Here is a 17,489-nt window from a genome sequence, read left to right on the forward strand (position 1 = left end):
ACTGCCGGTATGGAAGACGCTGACGTTTATGCCATCTCCGTCGAAGTCGCACCGCGCTTCCTCGACGATCAATCCGCGCCGGAAGACGGGCGCTATGCGTTCGCCTACACGATCCGCATCCACAACCAGGGGCGTGTTGCCGCGCGTCTGGTCGCACGCCACTGGCGCATCACCGATGCCAACGGCCGCGTCGAGCACGTCGATGGTGACGGGGTGATCGGCGAGCAGCCGCGCCTGCGTCCCGGTGAAGACTTCCATTACACGTCCGGTGTCATGCTGGGGACCGATCACGGGACCATGCAGGGCCACTACGACATGGTCGCCGACGACGGCACCGAATTTGCCGCGCCGGTCGCACCTTTCGTGCTGGCCATCCCGCGTACCCTGCACTGACACGGAGGCCGAACGATGAGTGTGTGGGCGATCGGCGACCTGCAGGGCTGCTATGACGTCACCCAGCGACTGCTGGAGAAGATCCGTTTCGACCCGGCGCAGGACACCCTGTGGTTCTGCGGTGACCTGGTCAACCGCGGTGGCCAGTCACTGGAAACGCTGCGGCTGGTGCATTCGCTGCGCGAGCACAGCGTGGTGGTGCTGGGCAACCATGACCTTTCGCTGCTGGCCGTCGGTGCGCGCACCGAAGAGGAACAGCGCAAGGTCAACCCGGACCTGCTGCGCATCGTGCAGGCCGAGGACCGCGACGAACTGCTGGACTGGCTGCGCCTGCAGAAGCTGGTGCACGTGGACCGCGAGCTGGGCTGGATGATGGTGCACGCCGGCCTGGCGCCGAAGTGGACCACGCAGATGGCCGAGAAGCATGCGGCCGAAGTCGAGGTGCAGCTGCACGGCGCCGGCTACCGCAAGCTGTTCCGCAACATGTACGGCGACAAGCCGAGCTGGGCACCGAACCTGTCCGGCTACGACCGCTCGCGCGCGATCATCAACGTGCTCACCCGCATGCGCTACTGCACCCCGCGCGGGCGCATCGGCATCGAGGACAAGGGCACGCCGGGCACCCAGGAACAGGGGCTGTATCCCTGGTTCGAAGTGCCGGGCCGGGTCGAGCGTGACCTCAAGGTCGTCTGCGGCCACTGGTCGGCGCTGGGCCTGACCATCACCCAGGGCGTGCACGCCATCGACACCGGCGCGGTCTGGGGCGGCAAGCTGACCGCGATCCAGCTCGATACCGATGAACTGCGCGTGGTGCAGGTGCCAGGCCGCGACGTACCGGCACCCGTGCCCAACGCCCGCCCACCCGCACGACCGGCGCACGAGCGCCCGGCCGCACCGGCGCAGGGCAAGGAACAGGGCGGCGGCAATGCTCCGGCCGCCAACCCGGGCAACCGCGGCCCGCGCCGTCGTCGTCGCCGTGGTGGCGGTGGTGGTGGCTCCGGCGGCCCCAACAACAACAGCACCCCGCCGCAGGCATGACGCGGCACGGCTGGGCACCATGGACGGTGCTGCTGTCGCTGGCCCTGGCCAGCGGCTGCCAGCCCGGCTCGCCGACTGCTCCCACGGCTGCGGACAGCGCTGAACGCACACCGACGCCACTACAGGCGCCTTCACCACCACTGGTGGCAGCGGCGCGCGCGCAGATCGGCGTCACCACCCGCTACGACCCTGCCTATCAAGTGCTGGCCTATCCCGGCGGAGACGTGCCACTGGATCGCGGCGTGTGCACCGATGTGGTGGTGCGCGCCCTGCGCAGCCAGGGCCTGGACCTGCAGGCACGCGTGCATGAAGACATGCGCGGCAACTTCAGTGCCTATCCGGCGATCTGGGGCCTGTCACGGCCGGACCGCAACATCGATCATCGTCGTGTACCGAACCTGATGCGCTGGTTCGAACGGCAGGGCTGGCAGCAACCGATCACCGCCCTCGTCACCGACTATGCGGCCGGTGACATCGTTGCCTGGAAGCTCAACGGCAACGGCCTGCTGCATGTGGGCATCGTCTCCGACCGGCAGCTGGCCGATGGCACGCCGCTGGTGCTGCACAACATCGCGCGCGGCACCCGCGAAGAGAACCTGCTGTTCCGGCACGCCATCATCGGGCATTACCGGATGCCGTAGGCAATCCTGTAGAGCCGGGCCATGCTCGGCTATCGGATGTGTCCGCGGAAAGCAGCCGAGCATGGCTCGGCTCTACAGGTGCGTTGCGATCAGCGGCGCACGTAGTGCACGAAGCGGAACGCGTACGCGTGACGTTCGTCGGCCGGGTGCGGCTCGCTGCTCACTTCCCGCCAGTCCTGCACGTCCACTTCGGGGAAATGGGTATCGGCGGGGACTTCAGCATCCACCCAGGTAAGGTACAGGTCATTGGCCTGCTCCAGCAGCTGGTGGAAGATCTCACCGCCGCCGATGATGCACAGCTCGCTGGCGCCCTCGCCTTCGGCAATCGACTTCGCTTCGTCCAGCGACGCCACCGCACGCATGCCCTCGAACGGCACCTGGCCGCTGCGGGTCAGCACCAGGTTGGTCCGCCCCGGCAGCACGCGGCCGATCGACTCGGCGGTCTTGCGCCCCATCAGGATCGGCTTGCCCAGGGTGAGCGCCTTGAAATGCTTGAAATCATCCGGCAGGTGCCAGGGCATGGCATTGCCCTGGCCGATGCCACGGTTGCGGTCCAGCGCCACGATCATCGACAGCTTCATTGCTACCACCTCCTCAGCTGGCGTCGATCTGCAGGCGTTCGCAGGCAGCGTTTGCGGCACTGGCGGCCTGCAACGCCGTAGCCAGCGCAGGGCTGGACGTGGTCTGCTCATCCAGGCCAGCGAGGATCTTCTGCTTCTGCGCCTCTTCGATCTCCTTCAGGCCCGGTCCCGACAGGATCTCTGCCGACAGCGCAGCGATATCGTCGCTGGCGCCGCGCGCCAGGAACGCTTTCAGCTGGTCGTTGGAATAGACGGTGGCCAGACCCTGTTCAAGCTCACGCTGATACGCCGGGTTCTCGACGCCCGCCTTCAGGTGCTCGGTCATCGCCGTGTACATGCCGGTTACCGCCTCACGCATCTGCGCCCGGCAGCCTTCCGGAACATCCTGGGGCAGCATCGTGCTGCCGTTGAATGCTCCGGCGAACGCCTGCACTTCCTCGCGCATGTGCTTGTGCACGATCTGCTCATTGACCTGCCTGGCCAGCGACAGTGTATCCGCCGCTGCGGCCTGGGCCATGCCCAGAGGCAGCGCAGCGCACAGCGCCAACAGGCACCGGGACAGCATGCGCGCGCTCATACCGCCACCGGCGCCTTGATCGCCGGATGCGGATCGTAGCCGTCGATGCGGATGTCGTCGAACTGGAAGCCGAACAGATCGGTCACCTCCGGGTTCAACCACAACTTCGGCAACACGCGCGGTTCACGCGACAGCTGCTCGCGGGCCTGCTCGAAGTGGTTCGAATACAGGTGCGCATCGCCCAGCGTGTGCACGAAGTCACCCACGCCCAGGCCGGTGGCCTGCGCCACCATGTGGGTCAGCAGCGCGTAGCTGGCAATGTTGAACGGCACGCCGAGGAAGATGTCGCCGCTGCGCTGGTAGAGCTGGCAGCTGAGCTTGCCGTCCACCACGTAGAACTGGAACAGGTTGTGGCACGGCATCAGCGCCATCTGCGAGAGCTCGCCCACGTTCCAGGCGCTGACTACCAGCCGGCGCGAGTCGGGGTTGCGCCTGATCTCGTCCACCAGCCATTGCATCTGGTCGATCTCACCGCCATCGGCGGTAGCCCAGCTACGCCACTGCTTGCCGTAGACCGGGCCGAGGTCGCCGTTCTCGTCGGCCCACTCGTCCCAGATCCGCACCTGGTTGTCCTTCAGGTAGCCGATGTTGGTGTCGCCCTTCAGGAACCACAGCAGCTCGTGGATGATCGAGCGCAGGTGCAGTTTCTTGGTGGTGACCAGCGGGAAGCCTTCGGCCAGGTTGAAACGCATCTGCCAGCCAAACACGCTGCGGGTGCCGGTGCCGGTGCGATCGCTCTTCTCGGCGCCGTGTTCCAGCACGTGCGAGAGCAGGTCCAGGTAAGCCTTCATGCCTTGCCCTCGGCAGCTACCGGCGGCTGCGGCTGCAGTACCGGCGCGCGGCGCGACATCACCAGCAGCACCAGGCCGAAGGCGATCAGCGGCAGGCTGAGGATCTGGCCACGGGTCAGCCAGTCGAAGGCCACGTAGACGCCGTTGTCGGGCATGCGCACGAACTCGACGGCGAAGCGGAACAGGCCGTACATCAGCGCGAACAGGCCACCGACCAGGTAGCGGTGGCGCGGCTTGGCCGACACCGTCCACAGCACCACGAACATCACCAGCCCTTCCAGCAACGCTTCATACAGCTGCGAGGGATGGCGTGCGAACTGATTCAGCGCGCCGGTGGCGAACTGCGCCTGCAGGGTGGCGTGGTCAAGCTGGTTCAGCGGCGCCGGCAGGCCGGACGGGAACACCACGCCCCAGCTACCGTCGGTGTACTTGCCCCACAGCTCGGCACCGATGAAATTGCCGATACGGCCGAAGCCCAGGCCCAGCGGCACCAGCGGCGCCATGAAGTCCATGGTGTCGAAGAAGTGCAGCTTGTGCTTGCGCGACCACCACCAGCAGGCGGCAATCACGCCCAACAGGCCGCCGTGGAAACTCATGCCGCCATCCCACACCTTGAACAGCAGCAGCGGGTTGTGCAGGAAATCGCCCAGCGCGTAGAACAGCATGTAGCCGATGCGCCCGCCCAGCACCACGCCGAGCATGGCGTAGAACAGCAGGTCGGAGAAGCCGTTGGCATCGACACCCGGCAGGCGCCCGTCAGCGATGCGCTTGCGGCCCAGCAGCCAGGCTGCGGTGAAGCCGAGCAGGTACATGATGCCGTACCAGTGCACCTTGATCGGCCCCAGCGAGAGGGCGATGGGGTCGATGTCGTGGAAATAGATCATGGAAGGTGCCTTGCGGTTGAACGCCTATTCTCGGGCCAGTGCCGCCCCGGCTCAACCAAGGAGCTGGGGCGAGTTCGGCAACGCGTCATCGTTCGACCGCGTCGAGGCCGGAAAGTGCCCTTCGATCAGGCTGGAGACCTCGTCGATGGCATCCTGCAGCGCTTCCACCGGATGGGAACCACGCAGGCCCTCGCGCAGGTGGGTGCAGACCCGCTGCCACTGCGCCGGACTGACCCGGCCCTGCAGGCCCCGGTCGGCGACGATCTCGATGGCGTGGTCAGCCAGCAGCAGGTAGATCAGTACACCGTTGTTGTGGGTGGTATCCCAGGTGCGCAGGCGGGCAAAGGCATGCTCGGCGGCCTGGCGCGGGGTCACCCTGTGCCACAGCGCCCCCAGCGGCAGGTCCGCTTCCACCGCGAACATCACCTGCCCACCGTGGCGCTGCTCACCGGCCGCGATGGCCTCGGTGATCGCCTGCAATGTGGCGGGCGGGAACGCGCGCCGTACCGACGGCGAAAACACGTGCCGACATAGACGTTGGATCATCACCAGCCCCCCGAAGCACCGCCACCACCGGAGCGGCCACCACCGCCACCCCAGCCGCCGCCGCCACCAAATCCACCGCCCCCGCCGAAGCCGCCTCCGCCACCCCAGCTGCCACCGCCCCTGCCACCGCCCCAGCCGCCGCCACCGGCAAAGCGGCCCGGATGACCGGAGAGCATGGCCACGATCAGCCCTACGACGCCGGCCAGGCCACTGGCCAGCAGCGTGGACGTGAACAGGAACGCCGCCAGCGCCGCACCGGCACCGCCGAGCAGGCCGCGCAGCGGTCGCGGCACGCGCGAGAACACGCCGCGCAGGATGCTGCCGGCGAACACACCGATGAACAACGCCAGGAACCAGGTATCGCCGCCACCGCCGGGTTCCCGACCGCGATGGCCGCTGACCGGTGCCGGCAGCGTTTCGCCGTCGATCAGCTTGACCAGCACCGCCGTGGCGTCGGTGATGCCACCGGCGTAGTCGCCGCTGCGGAAGCGCGGCACCAGGTATTCCTGGATGACCCGGTTGGCGATGGCATCGGGAATGGCGCCTTCCAGACCGTAGCCCGGCTCGATGCGCACGCGCCGGTCGTCCTTGGCCACCACCAGCAGCACCCCGTCATCCACGCTCTTGCGGCCGATCTGCCACTGGTCGAAGACCCGCGTGGTGTACTGCGCGATGTCCTCCGGCTGGGTGGTCGGCACCACCAGCACCTGCAGCTGGCTGCCCTTGCGCTGCTGCAGTTCGATCGCCTGCTGCACCAGCGCCTGCTTCTGCGTGGCGTCCAGCGTGCCGGTGGTATCGACCACCGGCGAATCCAGCGCAGGAACCGGCGCCAGCTGCTGCGCATGCGAGGCCAGCGGCAGCCACAGCAGCAGGGCCAGCAGCGCAGAGGCCAGGCGCATCGATCAGGTCCCCGGCTGCGGTGCCGGCTGCTGCTGCGGCGCGTTGCCGAAATCGACCGCCGGCGCGTTGGAGATCTGCGCTTCGTTGTCCACGGTGAAGTTCGGCTTGGTCTTGTAGCCGAAGATCTTGGCGGTGATCACCTGCGGGAACGAGCGGATGTAGGTGTTGTAGTCCTGCACCTGCTGGATGTAACGGCCGCGGGCGACGGTGACCCGGTTCTCGGTACCTTCCAGCTGCGCCTGCAGGTCGCGGAAGTTCTGGTTCGACTTCAGTTCCGGGTAGTTCTCGGTGACCACCAGCAGACGCGACAGCGCGCTGCCAAGTTCGCCCTGGGCCTGCTGGAACTGCTTGAGCGAGGCTTCGTCGTCGGCATTGACGTTGATCTGGCCGACACGCGAACGGGCGTTGGTCACTTCAGTCAGCACGCGCTCTTCCTGGCTGGCGAAGCCCTTCACGGTCTGCACCAGGTTGGGCACCAGGTCGGCGCGGCGCTTGTACTGGTTGATGACCTCCGACCAGCTGGCCTTGACCGCTTCATCCTTCTGCTGGATGGCGTTGTAGCCGCAGCCGGAGAGCAGGGAGGCCAACAGCATCAGGGGCAGGACACGGGTGAACAGGCGCATGGCGGAGGTTCCGGGTGGGCTTGGCGCCGAGCATGCCATGGTTCGGGTGAAAGACCGGCCATCGGGCGCCGCCCCCTCCGCGGTGGTTGTGTTTGCTGGATATCGGGGTTGGCCGGGAGGGTGGGTTGGCTGGGGGGCGCTGCAAGTACGTCCATGTAAGCTCGATCGCCGCATCCATGCGGCTCACGCCCCCAGCCAACCCACCCTCCCGGCCACGGACAATTTCCTGCGTACCGCGGGAAGATCAAAAGAAAAAAACAAAAGCAAAAGCCGGTTCTTCAGGCATTCGTGTCGACCAAGGTCGACACCTACCAGAGCGGAACGCCGTTCCGACAGACCGCGGGAATCTGTCGAAGGCGGGGTGGGTCCGATTGCGGGGGTGTCCGCGGCATGGATGCCGCGGCCAAGCCTCCATGGACGGATTCACGGCGTCCCCCGCAACCGGACCCACCCCGCCAACCCACGGAATGCACGCCTTTGCTTTTGAAGTTGCCGGCCAGCGGCCGGCACTACCGCGGGTGCAGGGCTGCAAGCCCTGCCGGAACCCCACATCACTCAGCAAGCCTCGGCCACCGCAGTGCGCGGACGCCCCAGCCATGCCAGCAGCAACCCTGAGGCCGCCAGCAGGCCACCGGCCACCGGAATCGCGGCATAGCCCAGGCCCGAACTGATCACCGCACCGCCCAGCGCCGCACCCACGGCATTGCCCAGGTTGAACGCACCGACGTTGATCGACGACGCCAGTCCCGGCGCCTCGCTGGCCGCCTGCATCACCCGGATCTGCAACGGCGACACGATGGCGAAAGTCGCCGCACCGAACAGCAGCACGCCCAGCGCCGCCGTGGCGTGATTCATGAAGGCCAGCGGCAGCACGAACATCAACACGGCCAGGACCGCCAGCAGGATGCGGGTGGCGCCATCCAGCGACCAGTCGGCCATGCGCCCGCCGATGCCGTTGCCGAAGGTGAAGCCGATGCCGATCAGCGCCAGCGACATCGCAATGAAGGCGTTGGACGCGCCGGTCAGCTCGGTCAGCACCGGCGCCACGTAGGTATAGAGGGTGAACATCGCGCCGGCGCCAAGCACGGTGGTAGCCATCGCCAGCAGCACCTGCGGCTGCAGGATCGCTCTCAGTTCGCGGCGCACGTCCGGGCGCGGCCCCGGCGCGGATGCCGGCAGCGCGAGGCCGAGCGCGGTGATCGCGACCAGGCCCAGCACCGCAGTACCGGCGAAGGACAGACGCCAGCCGAGCTGCTGGCCCACCCAGGTGGCCAACGGCACACCGCCGATGTTGGCGATGGTCAGGCCCATGAACATGGTGGCCACGGCGGCAGCCTGCTTGTCCTTCGGCACCAGGCTGGCGGCAACCACCGCACCGATGCCGAAGAAGGCACCGTGATTGAGGCTGGTGACCAGACGCGACAGCAACAGCAGGCCGTAGTTCGGGGCCAGTGCCGAGAGCAGGTTGCCGACCACGAAGATCGACATCAGCAGCATCAGCGCGGTGCGCTTGCCAAACCGTCCCATCAGCAGGGTCATCACCGGCGCGCCCAGCATCACGCCCACGGCATAGGCGGTGATCAGCATGCCGGCGGTGGGAATGTTCACGCCGACGCCGTCGGCAATGACAGGCAGCAGGCCCATCGGCGCGAATTCAGTGGTGCCGATGGCGAAGGCGCCGACGGCAAGGGCCAACAATGCGGCTCTGGAGTTCATGGGGTCATCCTGCGTGGGGCAGGTCCTGGAAAAGAGCGCGTAGCCTGCGCGCTTTGCTGCCGCGGATTAAGCCTCGCCCCGGGAAAACACTGTTGACCTCAATTCACAGCTGGCGGGAACCTCCCCGCCGGGCATGGCCCGGCGAGCCCAATGGGTCCCATAACGCAGAACCCCCGGCGCTGGCCGGGGGTTCTGGACACACATTTGCCTGTGATCTGCTTACCAGTCGCCAGCACCCGGCACGTGGTGATCGCGTGCGCGGCGGCGCATCAGCAGGTTCAGCCATTCCACCAGCACCGAGAAGCCCATGGCGGCATAGATGTAGGGCTTGGGCACGTGCACGTCCAGGCCATCCAGGATCAGCACCGCACCGATCAGCAGGATGAAGGCCAGTGCCAGCATCTTCACGGTCGGGTTTGCGTCGATGAAGCGGCCCAGCGGGTTGGCGGCCAGCAGCATCACCAGCACCGACAGCAGGATGGCGGCGACCATCACCGGGATGTGATCGGCGATGCCGACGGCGGTGATCACCGAGTCCAGCGAGAACACGATGTCGATGATGGCGATCTGCAGGATGACCATGCCGAATACACCCGAGGCCTTGCTGGTGGCTGGGTTCTCGTCTTCGCCACCGGTGATCAGTTCCTTGATCTCCATGTAGCCCTTGATGATCAGGAACAGGCCACCGACGATCAGCACCAGGTCGCGGATGGAGATGCCCATACCAGCCACGGTGAACAGGTTGGCGGACATGTGCGCCAGATAGGCCAGCGACACCAGCAGGGCGATGCGGGTAATGCAGGCCACGGCGATGCCGAGCTTGCGCGCGAACGGGCGACGCTCTTCCGGCAGCTTGCTGACCGCGATGGAAATGAACACCAGGTTGTCGATGCCGAGCACGATTTCCAGTGCGCTCAGGGTGAACAGGGTCACCCAGGCATTGGGGTCGGCGAGGAACTCAAAGGACATGGAAACTCTTCAGGGCAGTGGGGGAATGGGGATCAGCCGTAATTGCCGGCCATTGCATGCGGGACCACGACCAGCGCCCAGCACAGAAGCACGTTCATCATCAGCACGAACACTGCCGCCGAACCCATGTCCTTGGCGCGGCCGGCCAGCTCGTGGATCTCGCTGCCGTAACGTTCGATCACCGCCTCGATGGCCGAGTTGGCCAGTTCCATCGCCAGCACCAGCAGCATCGAGCCGATCAGCAGCGCACGCTCGACCGGGGTCTGGCCCAGCCAGACCGCGACCGGGGTCAGCAGGATCAGCAGGTAGACCTCCAGCCGGAACGAGGACTCATGCAGCCAGGCGGCGCGCAGGCCCTGCCAGGACCAGCGCGCGGCCTGGAAGATGCGGCGCGGGCCGCGGGGCAGATGGCCGAACTGATCAGCCACGGGTGGAACATCCAGCAACAGGGGCGCGGCGCAGCGACCGCTCAGACGCACGGCAGGGAATCATGGGTGCACAGGGATAGGCAGATGGCCGCCATTTTGCCACAAGGCCGCCAGCCGCATCCCGGCACCGGCCCGGTGAATGGACTGCCAGGGGCAAGCCCCGGCCCGCCCCAGCTTCTATGATGGCTTTCCCCTTCCCTGCTGGAGCGCCTGATGTCCCGTCGCCGTACCTGCCTGCTGATGCTGGGCCTGCTGACCGCCGCCCCCCTGGCCCAGGCGCTGAGCCCGGCCAAGCCGCCGCGCGTGCCCGAGCAGGTCTCCAACGTGGCCTGGGCCGGCGACATGGCCCACTTTGCCAGCGCCGACCAGGCCAGCCCGCCGCCACGGGGCGGCATCGAGTTCATCGGCAGCTCCTCGATCCGCTTCTGGGAGAGCCTGGCCACCGACTTCCCCGGCCAGCCGGTGTTCAACCGTGGTTTCGGCGGTTCGGAAGTGCGTGACAGCACCTGGTATGCCGACCGCATCGTGGTGCCGTATGCACCGTGCAAGGTGTTCTTCTACGCCGGTGACAACGACCTCAACAGCGGCCGCAGCGCCGTGCAGGTGCGCGACGATGTGGTTGCCTTCGTGCAGCGCGTGCACCGCGACCTGCCGAAGACGAAGGTGGAGTACCTGTCGATCAAGCCAAGCCCGTCGCGCGCACACCTGCTGCCGGCGATCAACGAGGCCAACACGCTGATCAGGGCCGCCCTGGCCAAGCTGCCCAACACCGGTTTCACCGACGTCTACACGCCGATGCTCGGCACCGACGGCCAGCCGGATGCGTCGCTGTTCCGCGAGGACATGCTGCACATGACCCCGGCCGGCTATGCGATCTGGACCAGGGCGCTGGCGCCGAAGGTGAAGTGCGATTGAGTCAGGCGTGCGTCGGGCATGGCCCGGCGCTACCGCAACTTCATCCACGCATGGCGTGGATCTACTGAATTCATCCACGCATGGCGTGGATCTACTGCGGATCGCGGGAAACTGTCAAAGGCGGGGCGGTGTGGGTTTGCAGGACCGTTGGCGCCATGGATGGCGCCATCGAGCCCCCATGGACGGGTTTACGGCGTGTCCTGCAAACCCACACCGCCCCGCCATTTCACGGAATGCCCGCTTTTGATGTTGATGTCGCCTCGGCGGGTGCCGGGCGCAGCCCGGCAAAAGCCCTCTACCGGAAGATCACCGTCGCCTCGGTGCCCTGACCCGGCTCGCTGGCCAGGCTGACCTTCCAGCCGAAGCGGTCGCACAGCCGGCGCACGATCGACAGGCCCAGGCCGGTGCCCTGCGGACGGCTCGGCTCGGCGCGGTAGAACGGCTCGAAGGCCCGCGACAGTGCGTCGGCCGACATGCCGATACCGGTATCGCGCACCACCACCCGATCGTTGTGCACATGCACGTCGATGCGCCCCTCATCGGTGTAACTGCACGCGTTGCGCACCAGGTTGCTGACCACCACCTGCAGCACCCGCGGCGGCGCATGCAGCTGCACCGGGCCATCGCTGTGCAGGTGCACCGACACCGGGCGCGTACCCAGCAGTTCGTTGGCGTTGTCCACTTCATAGCGGACGATGTCGTTGACGTCGAACAGCTCGACCTGGGGCTCGACGTCGGCCTCGCGGGCCAGGATCAGGAAGGCATCGATCACCGCCTCCATGTCACGGCCGGCACGCTGGATGCGCTGCAGGCTGCGGCGCAGGCGCGGCTCCAGGCTGTCATCGCCCAGCGCCATGTCGCTGGCCACGCGGATGACGGTCAGCGGTGTGCGCAGTTCATGGCTGGCATCGCGGGTGAAATTGCGCTCGCGCGCCACGTGCGCGCTGACCCGGTTGGCCAGCGAATGCAGTGCGGCCGCCAGCTGGCGGGTTTCGCCCTGCATGTCCGCCGGCAGCTTGTTCGGCTCCAGGTCGGCCGCCTCCGGGTGGCCCGGGTCCCAGCGCGAGACGCGTCGCGCCAGCCAGTTCACCGGCGATACCAGGCGCTTGGACGCACGATAGGTGACCCAGCTGGCGCCATACACCGCCAGCAGGGTCAGCAGCACCGGCACGATGCCGAACCAGAACGCCAGCATTTCCGCGCGCGATCGCAGGAACACCAGGTACAGGCGGCCGGCCGGGCGCACATCGACCAGCACCAGCTGGTCGTCCTTGGGCAGTTCGTGGAAGCCGGGCTCCAGGTTGCGCAGATTGGCTGGCAACGACAGAGCCGACTGCCCGCTTTCCAGCAGGTAGCCACGGATGTTCTGGGTGTTGGGTGGCGGCTGCACCGGCGAGGCCTCGTGCAGCGTCCAGAAGTACGCCGCCTCCTCGCGCAGGGCGGCGCCGACCAGGCTGTGCTTGATCACCAGCGAAACCAGCCACGCACCGAGCAGGATGCCCAGGCTGGCCAGCACTGCCTGCAGGATGAAAGCGATACGGATCTTGCGCGGCAGGCCGTGCGGCATTGCGGGGTCCCGGTCAGAGCGCTGCGATTATAGGCAGCGCACCGCGCCGTTGGGATGCACGGGCGATGACCGGCGGCACTGCCGGACGGTCATCCCCTGCCCTTGTGCCTGGCCGCAGCCCGGCCCGGCCTGCGACTGCACCGGCGCGGGCCTGCTCAGGCCATCGGCTGGGCGATGTCGGCAATGCGGTAGCCGGCACTCTGCACGGTATGCAGCAGCGGACGGTCGAACGGCTTGTCGATGATCTTGCGCAGGTTGTACAGGTGGCTGCGCAGGGTGTCCGAATCCGGCAGGCCGTTGCCCCAGATCTCGCGTTCGATCTCCTGGCGGGTGACCACGCGCGGCGATTCGCGCATCAGGATGGTCAGCAGGCGCAGGCCGATCGGCGACAGCTGCAGCTCGGTACCGGCACGGGTGGCACGCATGCTGACCGGATCGAGCACCAGGTCGGCGACCTTCAGCACTTCCGAACCGACCTGGCGACGCTCGCGGCGGATCAGCGCGCGCAGGCGGGCTTCCAGCTCCTGGATCGCGAACGGCTTGGTCAGGTAGTCATCGGCGCCGAAACCGAGGCCGGTGAGCTTGTCGTCCAGCGTGTCGCGTGCCGTGAGCATCAGCACCGGGGTGGACTTGCGCGCATCGTTGCGCAGGCGACGGCACACTTCGATGCCATCCAGGCGCGGCAACATCAAGTCGAGCACCACGACGTCATAGCTGTTTTCCGCCGCAAGGCGGTAGCCATCCAGGCCGTCCTGTGCATAGTCGACTTCGAAGCCGCGACCTTCCAGGTATTCCCCGATCATCTCGGAGATGTTGCGGTTGTCTTCGACCACCAGCACCAAGCCGGAGGTCTCCTTCGTCTGACGCATGTGATTCCCTCTAACTTCAGCTTTGTGAAACATGCCGGATCGACGGTGGACGCGATGTGAAGTTCCGTCAAGAGGTAAACAAACGGTTCAGAGCAACGGTCTGAGCAGCGGCCAGACGTTGTCCAGCACCTTCGGCTGCGCCTGTGCAGTCGGGTGCAGCCCGTCGGCCTGCATCATGCCCGGCTGCAGGGCCACGCCCTCCAGCAGGAACGGCAGCAGCGGCACCTTGTACTGCGTGGCCAGCGCCTTGTAGGCCGCCGCCAGGCGCTGGCGATAGGCTGGCCCGTAGTTGGGCGGCACGTCGATGCCCAGCAGCAGCACCTTGGCACCGGCCTTCTGGCTGGCCTGCACCATCTTTTCCAGGTTGCCCTGCACCTGCGCCGGGGTCAGCCCCCGCAGTGCGTCATTGCCGCCGAGGGCAATCACCACCACGGTCGGCTTTTCCTTCGCCAGCAGGCCCGGCAGGCGGGTCAGCGCGCCGGCGGTGGTTTCCCCGCTCATGCTGGCGTTGACGATGCGCGCCGGTGTTTTCGACTGCTGCCTGACCCGCTGCTGCAGCAGGCTCACCCACCCGGCGTCGGCAGGGATATTGTGGGCAGCACTGAGGCTGTCGCCGAGCACCAGCACGGTGCCGGCCGGACCTTTGGCACAGGCCAGCCCAGGCAGCAGCAGGAACCCTAGCAGCAGCACCATCATCACGCCGGCTCGCCGGCTCCATCCCGTCTTGCGCATTGGAGTCTCCTCATCGACAGCCTGTCCCCCCGCAGCGCGTCCGTTGCCATCGCCGTCGACCAGGTCGGCAAATCCGTGCAGGGCCCGGAGGGTGAAGTCCACATACTGGACAACATCACCCTGACCGTCCATGAAGGGACCAGCGCGGCCATCGTCGGCGCCTCCGGTTCCGGCAAGACCACCCTGCTCGGCCTGCTGGCCGGGCTGGACCTGCCCAGCCGCGGCCGCATCGCGCTGGCCGGCCAGGACCTGGCGGCGCTGGACGAGGAGACCCGCGCCCAGCTGCGCGCGCGTGAGGTCGGCTTCGTGTTCCAGAGCTTCCATCTGCTGCCGGCACTGACCGCCGCCGAGAATGTCGCGCTGCCGCTGGAACTGGCTGGGCGCGAAGACCGGGCGCGGGTGGAAGAAGTGCTGGCCCAGGTCGGCCTGGCCCATCGCGCCCGCCACTATCCGCGCCAGTTGTCGGGCGGCGAGCAGCAGCGCGTGGCACTGGCACGTGCCTTCGTCACCCGCCCGCGCATCCTGTTCGCCGACGAACCGACCGGCTCGCTGGACCACGCCACCGGCCAGCACATCAGCGACCTGCTGTTCGAACTCAACGCCGGCAGCGGCACCACCCTGGTGCTGGTCACTCACGACCTGCGCCTGGCCCAGCGTTGCCAGTACATCCACCGCATCGACGACGGCCGCCTGCTGCCGGTCGAGCGTGGGGCGCAGGCATGAACCTGCTGCGGCACGCGTGGCGCGCGCTGCGCCGCGAGGCGCTGGCCGGCGACCTGCTGACCGTGTTCGCCGCGCTGGTGCTGGGCGTGGCGGTGATGACCGCGGTCGGCACGCTGGTGAACCGGGTCAACCTGGCACTGACCGGCAGCGCAGCGGAAATGCTAGGCGGCGACCTCGGCATCGCCGGGCGCGATGACCCGCCGCAGGCGTTCGCCGACGAGGCGCAGCGGCGCGGACTTTCCTACACCCGTATCGCCAGCTTCGGCAGCGTGCTGTTCAACGCCGATGCCAGCCAGATGGCCAGCATCAAGGCGGTGCAGGCGGGCTATCCGCTGCGTGGCACGCTGCGGGTGCGGGCCACGCCCGGGGGCGCCCTGATCGACAACGCCGGCATGCCGGCCAAGGGCCAGGCCTATGCCGACCCACGCCTTCTCCAGGGGCTGGGACTGAAGGCCGGTGACGACCTTGAATTCGGCGCTGGCACGCTGCGCATCGCCGGCATCATCGAGGCCGAGCCGGATACCGGCGGCGATCTGCTTACGCTTTCCCCCACCCTGCTGGTCAACCGCGCCGATGTGGAAGGCACCGGCCTGCTCGGTCCGGGCAGCCGCATCAACTACCGGCTGATGTTCGCCGGAGCAGCAGAGCCGATCGCGGCACTTCGGCAATGGCTGCTGCCGCAGGTGAAGGGCCTGCGCCTGCTGAGTGTGGACGACACCCAGCGTGGCGTGCGCCAGGCCTTCGACCTGGCCGGGCGCTTCCTCGGCCTCAGCGCGCTGCTGGCGGTATTGCTGGCCGGTGTTGCCACGGCGCTGGCGGCGAACCGCTTCGCCCTGCGCCGCATCGACCAGGTGGCGATCCTGCGCTGCCTGGGCGCGCGCCAGCGCGACATCCTGTCCGGTCTGGCACTGCAGCTGCTGATGCTGGCGGTGCCGGCCTGCGCACTCGGCATCGGCCTGGGCATGGCGGCGCAGGAGGGCCTGGTGCAGGTGCTGGGCAGCCTGGTGCCGCAGCGCCTGCCGCTGCCCGAGGCAATGCCTGCGCTGACCGGTGCCGGCATCGGGCTGTTGCTGCTGTTCGGCTTCGGCCTGCCACCGCTGCTGCGCCTGCGCGGGGTACCGCCGATGCGGGTGCTCAACCGCTCCTTCGCCGCCCTGCCGCCGGCCTCGCTGCTGGCCTACGTGGCTGCCCTGGCGGCCAGTCTGCTGCTGGCGGTGCAGGTCACCGGTGATCTCAAGCTGGCGCTGTGGGTGCTGGGCGGGTTGGCCGCGCTGGCGGTGGCGGCCGGCGTGGTCGGCTTCGTGCTGCTGCAGCTGCTGCGCGGCCTGCAGCACCGCCTGCATGGCCACTGGCGGCTGGGTCTGGCCGCGCTGACCCGGCGCCGGATGCTGGCGGTGATGCAGCTGGTGGGGCTGTCGCTGTCGCTGTGCGCGCTGTTGCTGCTGGCGGTGACCGGCCCCGGCCTGCTGCAGCAGTGGCGCGAGCGACTGCCCGCGGATACGCCGAACTACTTCCTGATCAACATCCAGCCCGAACAGCGCGACAGCGTGCTGGCCGCACTGCGTGGACTGGGCGCCAACGACGCCAGCATCGAACCGATGGCCACTGGCCGCCTGATCGCGATCAACGGCAAGCCGCCGCTGCGCGTGGACCGCTCGCCGGAGCAGAACGGGCAGCCGGCACAGGGCGAAGGCCAGCGCGATGACGACGACGAGAACCGGCCGTTGAACTTCAGCTGGCGCAACAGCTTCCCGCCGGCCAACACACTGGTCAACGGCACCTTCTGGAAGGCAGACAGCACCGCCGCCGAAGCCTCGGTGGAAATCGGCTGGGCCAAGCGCTACGGCGTGCATCCCGGCGACCGCATCACCATTGCGGTGGGCGAGCAGGAACGCGAGTTCACTGTCACCAGCGTGCGCAAGGCCGACTGGAACACTTTCCGGCCGAACTTCTTCGTGCTGCTGAACCCGAATGCGGTGGGCGATACGCCACACAACCTGCTGTCGGCATTCCATCTACCGGCCGGCAAGGCCGCCGGACTGGGCGAGCTGGTACGCGCGCAGCCGAACCTGTCGCTACTGGACGTGGACGCGGTGATCTCGCAGGTGCGCGATGTGATGGAACGGGTGGCACAGGCGGTGCAGCTGGTGATGGTGTTCAGTCTGCTGGCCGGCGTGCTGGTACTGCTGGCCGCGCTGCAGGCCACGGCGGGCGAACGGCGCTACGACAGCGCGGTGCTGCGCACGCTGGGCGCGACCCGTCGCCAGCTGCGTGGCGCGGTGCTGGTGGAATTCGGTGCGCTGGGCACGCTGGCCGCGTTGCTGGCGGTGGGCGCGGCCGCTGCGATCGGCGTGGCGGTTTCGCAGAAGGTGTTCGAGCTGCCGTTGCTGCCGCCCTGGCCGGGCCTGCTGATCGGCGGCGTGGTCGGCATCGGCTTGAGCCTGCTGGCAGGCTGGTGGGGTACGCGCGCGATCCTGCATACGCCACCGGCACTGGCCCTGCGCGAAGCCTGACGCGATCGTGACCCACTCGGGTGGGGCGCTATGCTGCGCGCCCCACCCGATCAGATCGTCCGGAAGCGCGGAAGGTTGCTCCC

Annotated in this window: 19 protein-coding genes; 6 read left to right on the plus strand and 13 right to left on the minus strand. The window is 67.7% G+C overall.

Features of this window, described 5'->3' with window-relative positions; translation table 11 throughout:
- The first annotated feature begins 9 nt into the window (after nt 1-9).
- From apaG to R1L06_RS15290, 3 genes are read left to right on the plus strand one after another with little or no spacing between them, the layout of a single operon-like run.
- Nucleotides 10-393 carry a Co2+/Mg2+ efflux facilitator ApaG/CorD gene (apaG, locus tag R1L06_RS15280; protein WP_005412297.1) on the plus strand — a complete coding sequence of 128 codons (384 nt, stop codon included), beginning with the start codon at nt 10-12 and terminating at the stop codon, nt 391-393.
- Nucleotides 394-408: 15 nt separating this feature from the next.
- Nucleotides 409-1,431 carry a symmetrical bis(5'-nucleosyl)-tetraphosphatase gene (locus R1L06_RS15285; protein WP_317218131.1) on the plus strand — a complete coding sequence of 341 codons (1,023 nt, stop codon included), beginning with the start codon at nt 409-411 and terminating at the stop codon, nt 1,429-1,431.
- A complete protein-coding gene (locus R1L06_RS15290) occupies nt 1,428-2,072 on the plus strand; it encodes a DUF1287 domain-containing protein (protein WP_317218132.1) in 645 nt (214 codons plus the stop codon). Before R1L06_RS15285 ends, R1L06_RS15290 begins: the two co-directional genes overlap by 4 nt.
- Nucleotides 2,073-2,161: 89 nt before the next feature.
- Here R1L06_RS15290 and R1L06_RS15295 read toward each other — a convergent pair whose 3' ends face one another.
- The 10 genes from R1L06_RS15295 to R1L06_RS15340 all read right to left on the minus strand — a co-directional run bounded on the left by R1L06_RS15295 (nt 2,162) and on the right by R1L06_RS15340 (nt 10,087).
- On the minus strand, nt 2,162-2,653 hold the full coding sequence (locus tag R1L06_RS15295) for a dihydrofolate reductase (RefSeq protein ID WP_317218133.1): 492 nt from the start codon (nt 2,651-2,653) through the stop codon (nt 2,162-2,164).
- Between the two features lie 13 nt (nt 2,654-2,666).
- Nucleotides 2,667-3,230, minus strand: coding sequence for a hypothetical protein (locus R1L06_RS15300; protein ID WP_317218134.1), 564 nt, complete (start codon nt 3,228-3,230; stop codon nt 2,667-2,669).
- Nucleotides 3,227-4,021: a thymidylate synthase gene (locus R1L06_RS15305; protein WP_317218135.1), complete on the minus strand. Its 795-nt coding sequence runs from the start codon at nt 4,019-4,021 to the stop codon at nt 3,227-3,229. Before R1L06_RS15305 ends, R1L06_RS15300 begins: the two co-directional genes overlap by 4 nt.
- Nucleotides 4,018-4,905 (minus strand): prolipoprotein diacylglyceryl transferase, encoded by an 888-nt coding sequence (gene lgt / locus R1L06_RS15310; protein ID WP_121504901.1) that lies wholly within the window; start codon nt 4,903-4,905, stop codon nt 4,018-4,020. Before lgt ends, R1L06_RS15305 begins: the two co-directional genes overlap by 4 nt.
- A gap of 51 nt (nt 4,906-4,956) precedes the next feature.
- Complete coding sequence (locus R1L06_RS15315) at nt 4,957-5,451, minus strand: TPM domain-containing protein (RefSeq protein WP_032129898.1); 495 nt, start codon at nt 5,449-5,451, stop codon at nt 4,957-4,959.
- Nucleotides 5,451-6,350: a TPM domain-containing protein gene (locus R1L06_RS15320; protein ID WP_317218136.1), complete on the minus strand. Its 900-nt coding sequence runs from the start codon at nt 6,348-6,350 to the stop codon at nt 5,451-5,453. The genes R1L06_RS15315 and R1L06_RS15320 overlap by 1 nt, the downstream gene beginning before the upstream one ends.
- Nucleotides 6,351-6,353: 3 nt before the next feature.
- On the minus strand, nt 6,354-6,974 hold the full coding sequence (locus R1L06_RS15325) for a LemA family protein (protein WP_032130538.1): 621 nt from the start codon (nt 6,972-6,974) through the stop codon (nt 6,354-6,356).
- Between the two features lie 555 nt (nt 6,975-7,529).
- On the minus strand, nt 7,530-8,690 hold the full coding sequence (locus R1L06_RS15330; RefSeq protein WP_317218137.1) for an MFS transporter: 1,161 nt from the start codon (nt 8,688-8,690) through the stop codon (nt 7,530-7,532).
- 219 nt (nt 8,691-8,909) lie between these two features.
- Nucleotides 8,910-9,659: a TerC family protein gene (locus tag R1L06_RS15335; protein WP_004144462.1), complete on the minus strand. Its 750-nt coding sequence runs from the start codon at nt 9,657-9,659 to the stop codon at nt 8,910-8,912.
- Nucleotides 9,660-9,691: 32 nt separating this feature from the next.
- Entirely contained in the window at nt 9,692-10,087 is a 396-nt protein-coding gene (locus R1L06_RS15340) for a diacylglycerol kinase (protein ID WP_032129924.1), read from the minus strand.
- 213 nt (nt 10,088-10,300) lie between these two features.
- Between R1L06_RS15340 and R1L06_RS15345 the strand changes: the two genes are divergently transcribed.
- Nucleotides 10,301-11,002, plus strand: a complete 702-nt coding sequence (locus R1L06_RS15345) for an SGNH/GDSL hydrolase family protein (RefSeq protein ID WP_317218138.1) — start codon at nt 10,301-10,303, stop codon at nt 11,000-11,002.
- 295 nt (nt 11,003-11,297) lie between these two features.
- On the opposite strand, the gene R1L06_RS15350 is transcribed toward R1L06_RS15345, so the two are convergent.
- From R1L06_RS15350 to R1L06_RS15360, 3 genes are all read right to left on the minus strand, one after another.
- Nucleotides 11,298-12,569, minus strand: a complete 1,272-nt coding sequence (locus R1L06_RS15350; protein ID WP_032129926.1) for a sensor histidine kinase — start codon at nt 12,567-12,569, stop codon at nt 11,298-11,300.
- 155 nt (nt 12,570-12,724) lie between these two features.
- The gene (locus R1L06_RS15355) at nt 12,725-13,438 is read right to left on the minus strand and encodes a response regulator transcription factor (protein WP_002811889.1); all 714 of its coding nucleotides are present in this window, start codon (nt 13,436-13,438) and stop codon (nt 12,725-12,727) included.
- 87 nt (nt 13,439-13,525) lie between these two features.
- Nucleotides 13,526-14,170 carry an arylesterase gene (locus tag R1L06_RS15360; RefSeq protein WP_049422849.1) on the minus strand — a complete coding sequence of 215 codons (645 nt, stop codon included), beginning with the start codon at nt 14,168-14,170 and terminating at the stop codon, nt 13,526-13,528.
- A gap of 75 nt (nt 14,171-14,245) precedes the next feature.
- Between R1L06_RS15360 and R1L06_RS15365 the strand changes: the two genes are divergently transcribed.
- Both R1L06_RS15365 and R1L06_RS15370 read left to right on the plus strand, forming a co-directional pair.
- A complete protein-coding gene (locus R1L06_RS15365; protein WP_100437902.1) occupies nt 14,246-14,893 on the plus strand; it encodes an ABC transporter ATP-binding protein in 648 nt (215 codons plus the stop codon).
- Nucleotides 14,890-17,406 carry an ABC transporter permease gene (locus R1L06_RS15370; RefSeq protein WP_317218139.1) on the plus strand — a complete coding sequence of 839 codons (2,517 nt, stop codon included), beginning with the start codon at nt 14,890-14,892 and terminating at the stop codon, nt 17,404-17,406. The genes R1L06_RS15365 and R1L06_RS15370 overlap by 4 nt, the downstream gene beginning before the upstream one ends.
- The last annotated feature ends 83 nt before the right edge of the window (nt 17,407-17,489 follow it).

It is taken from the genome of Stenotrophomonas mexicanensis, from assembly GCF_032911605.1.
GTDB classification, from domain to species: domain Bacteria; phylum Pseudomonadota; class Gammaproteobacteria; order Xanthomonadales; family Xanthomonadaceae; genus Stenotrophomonas; species Stenotrophomonas maltophilia_A.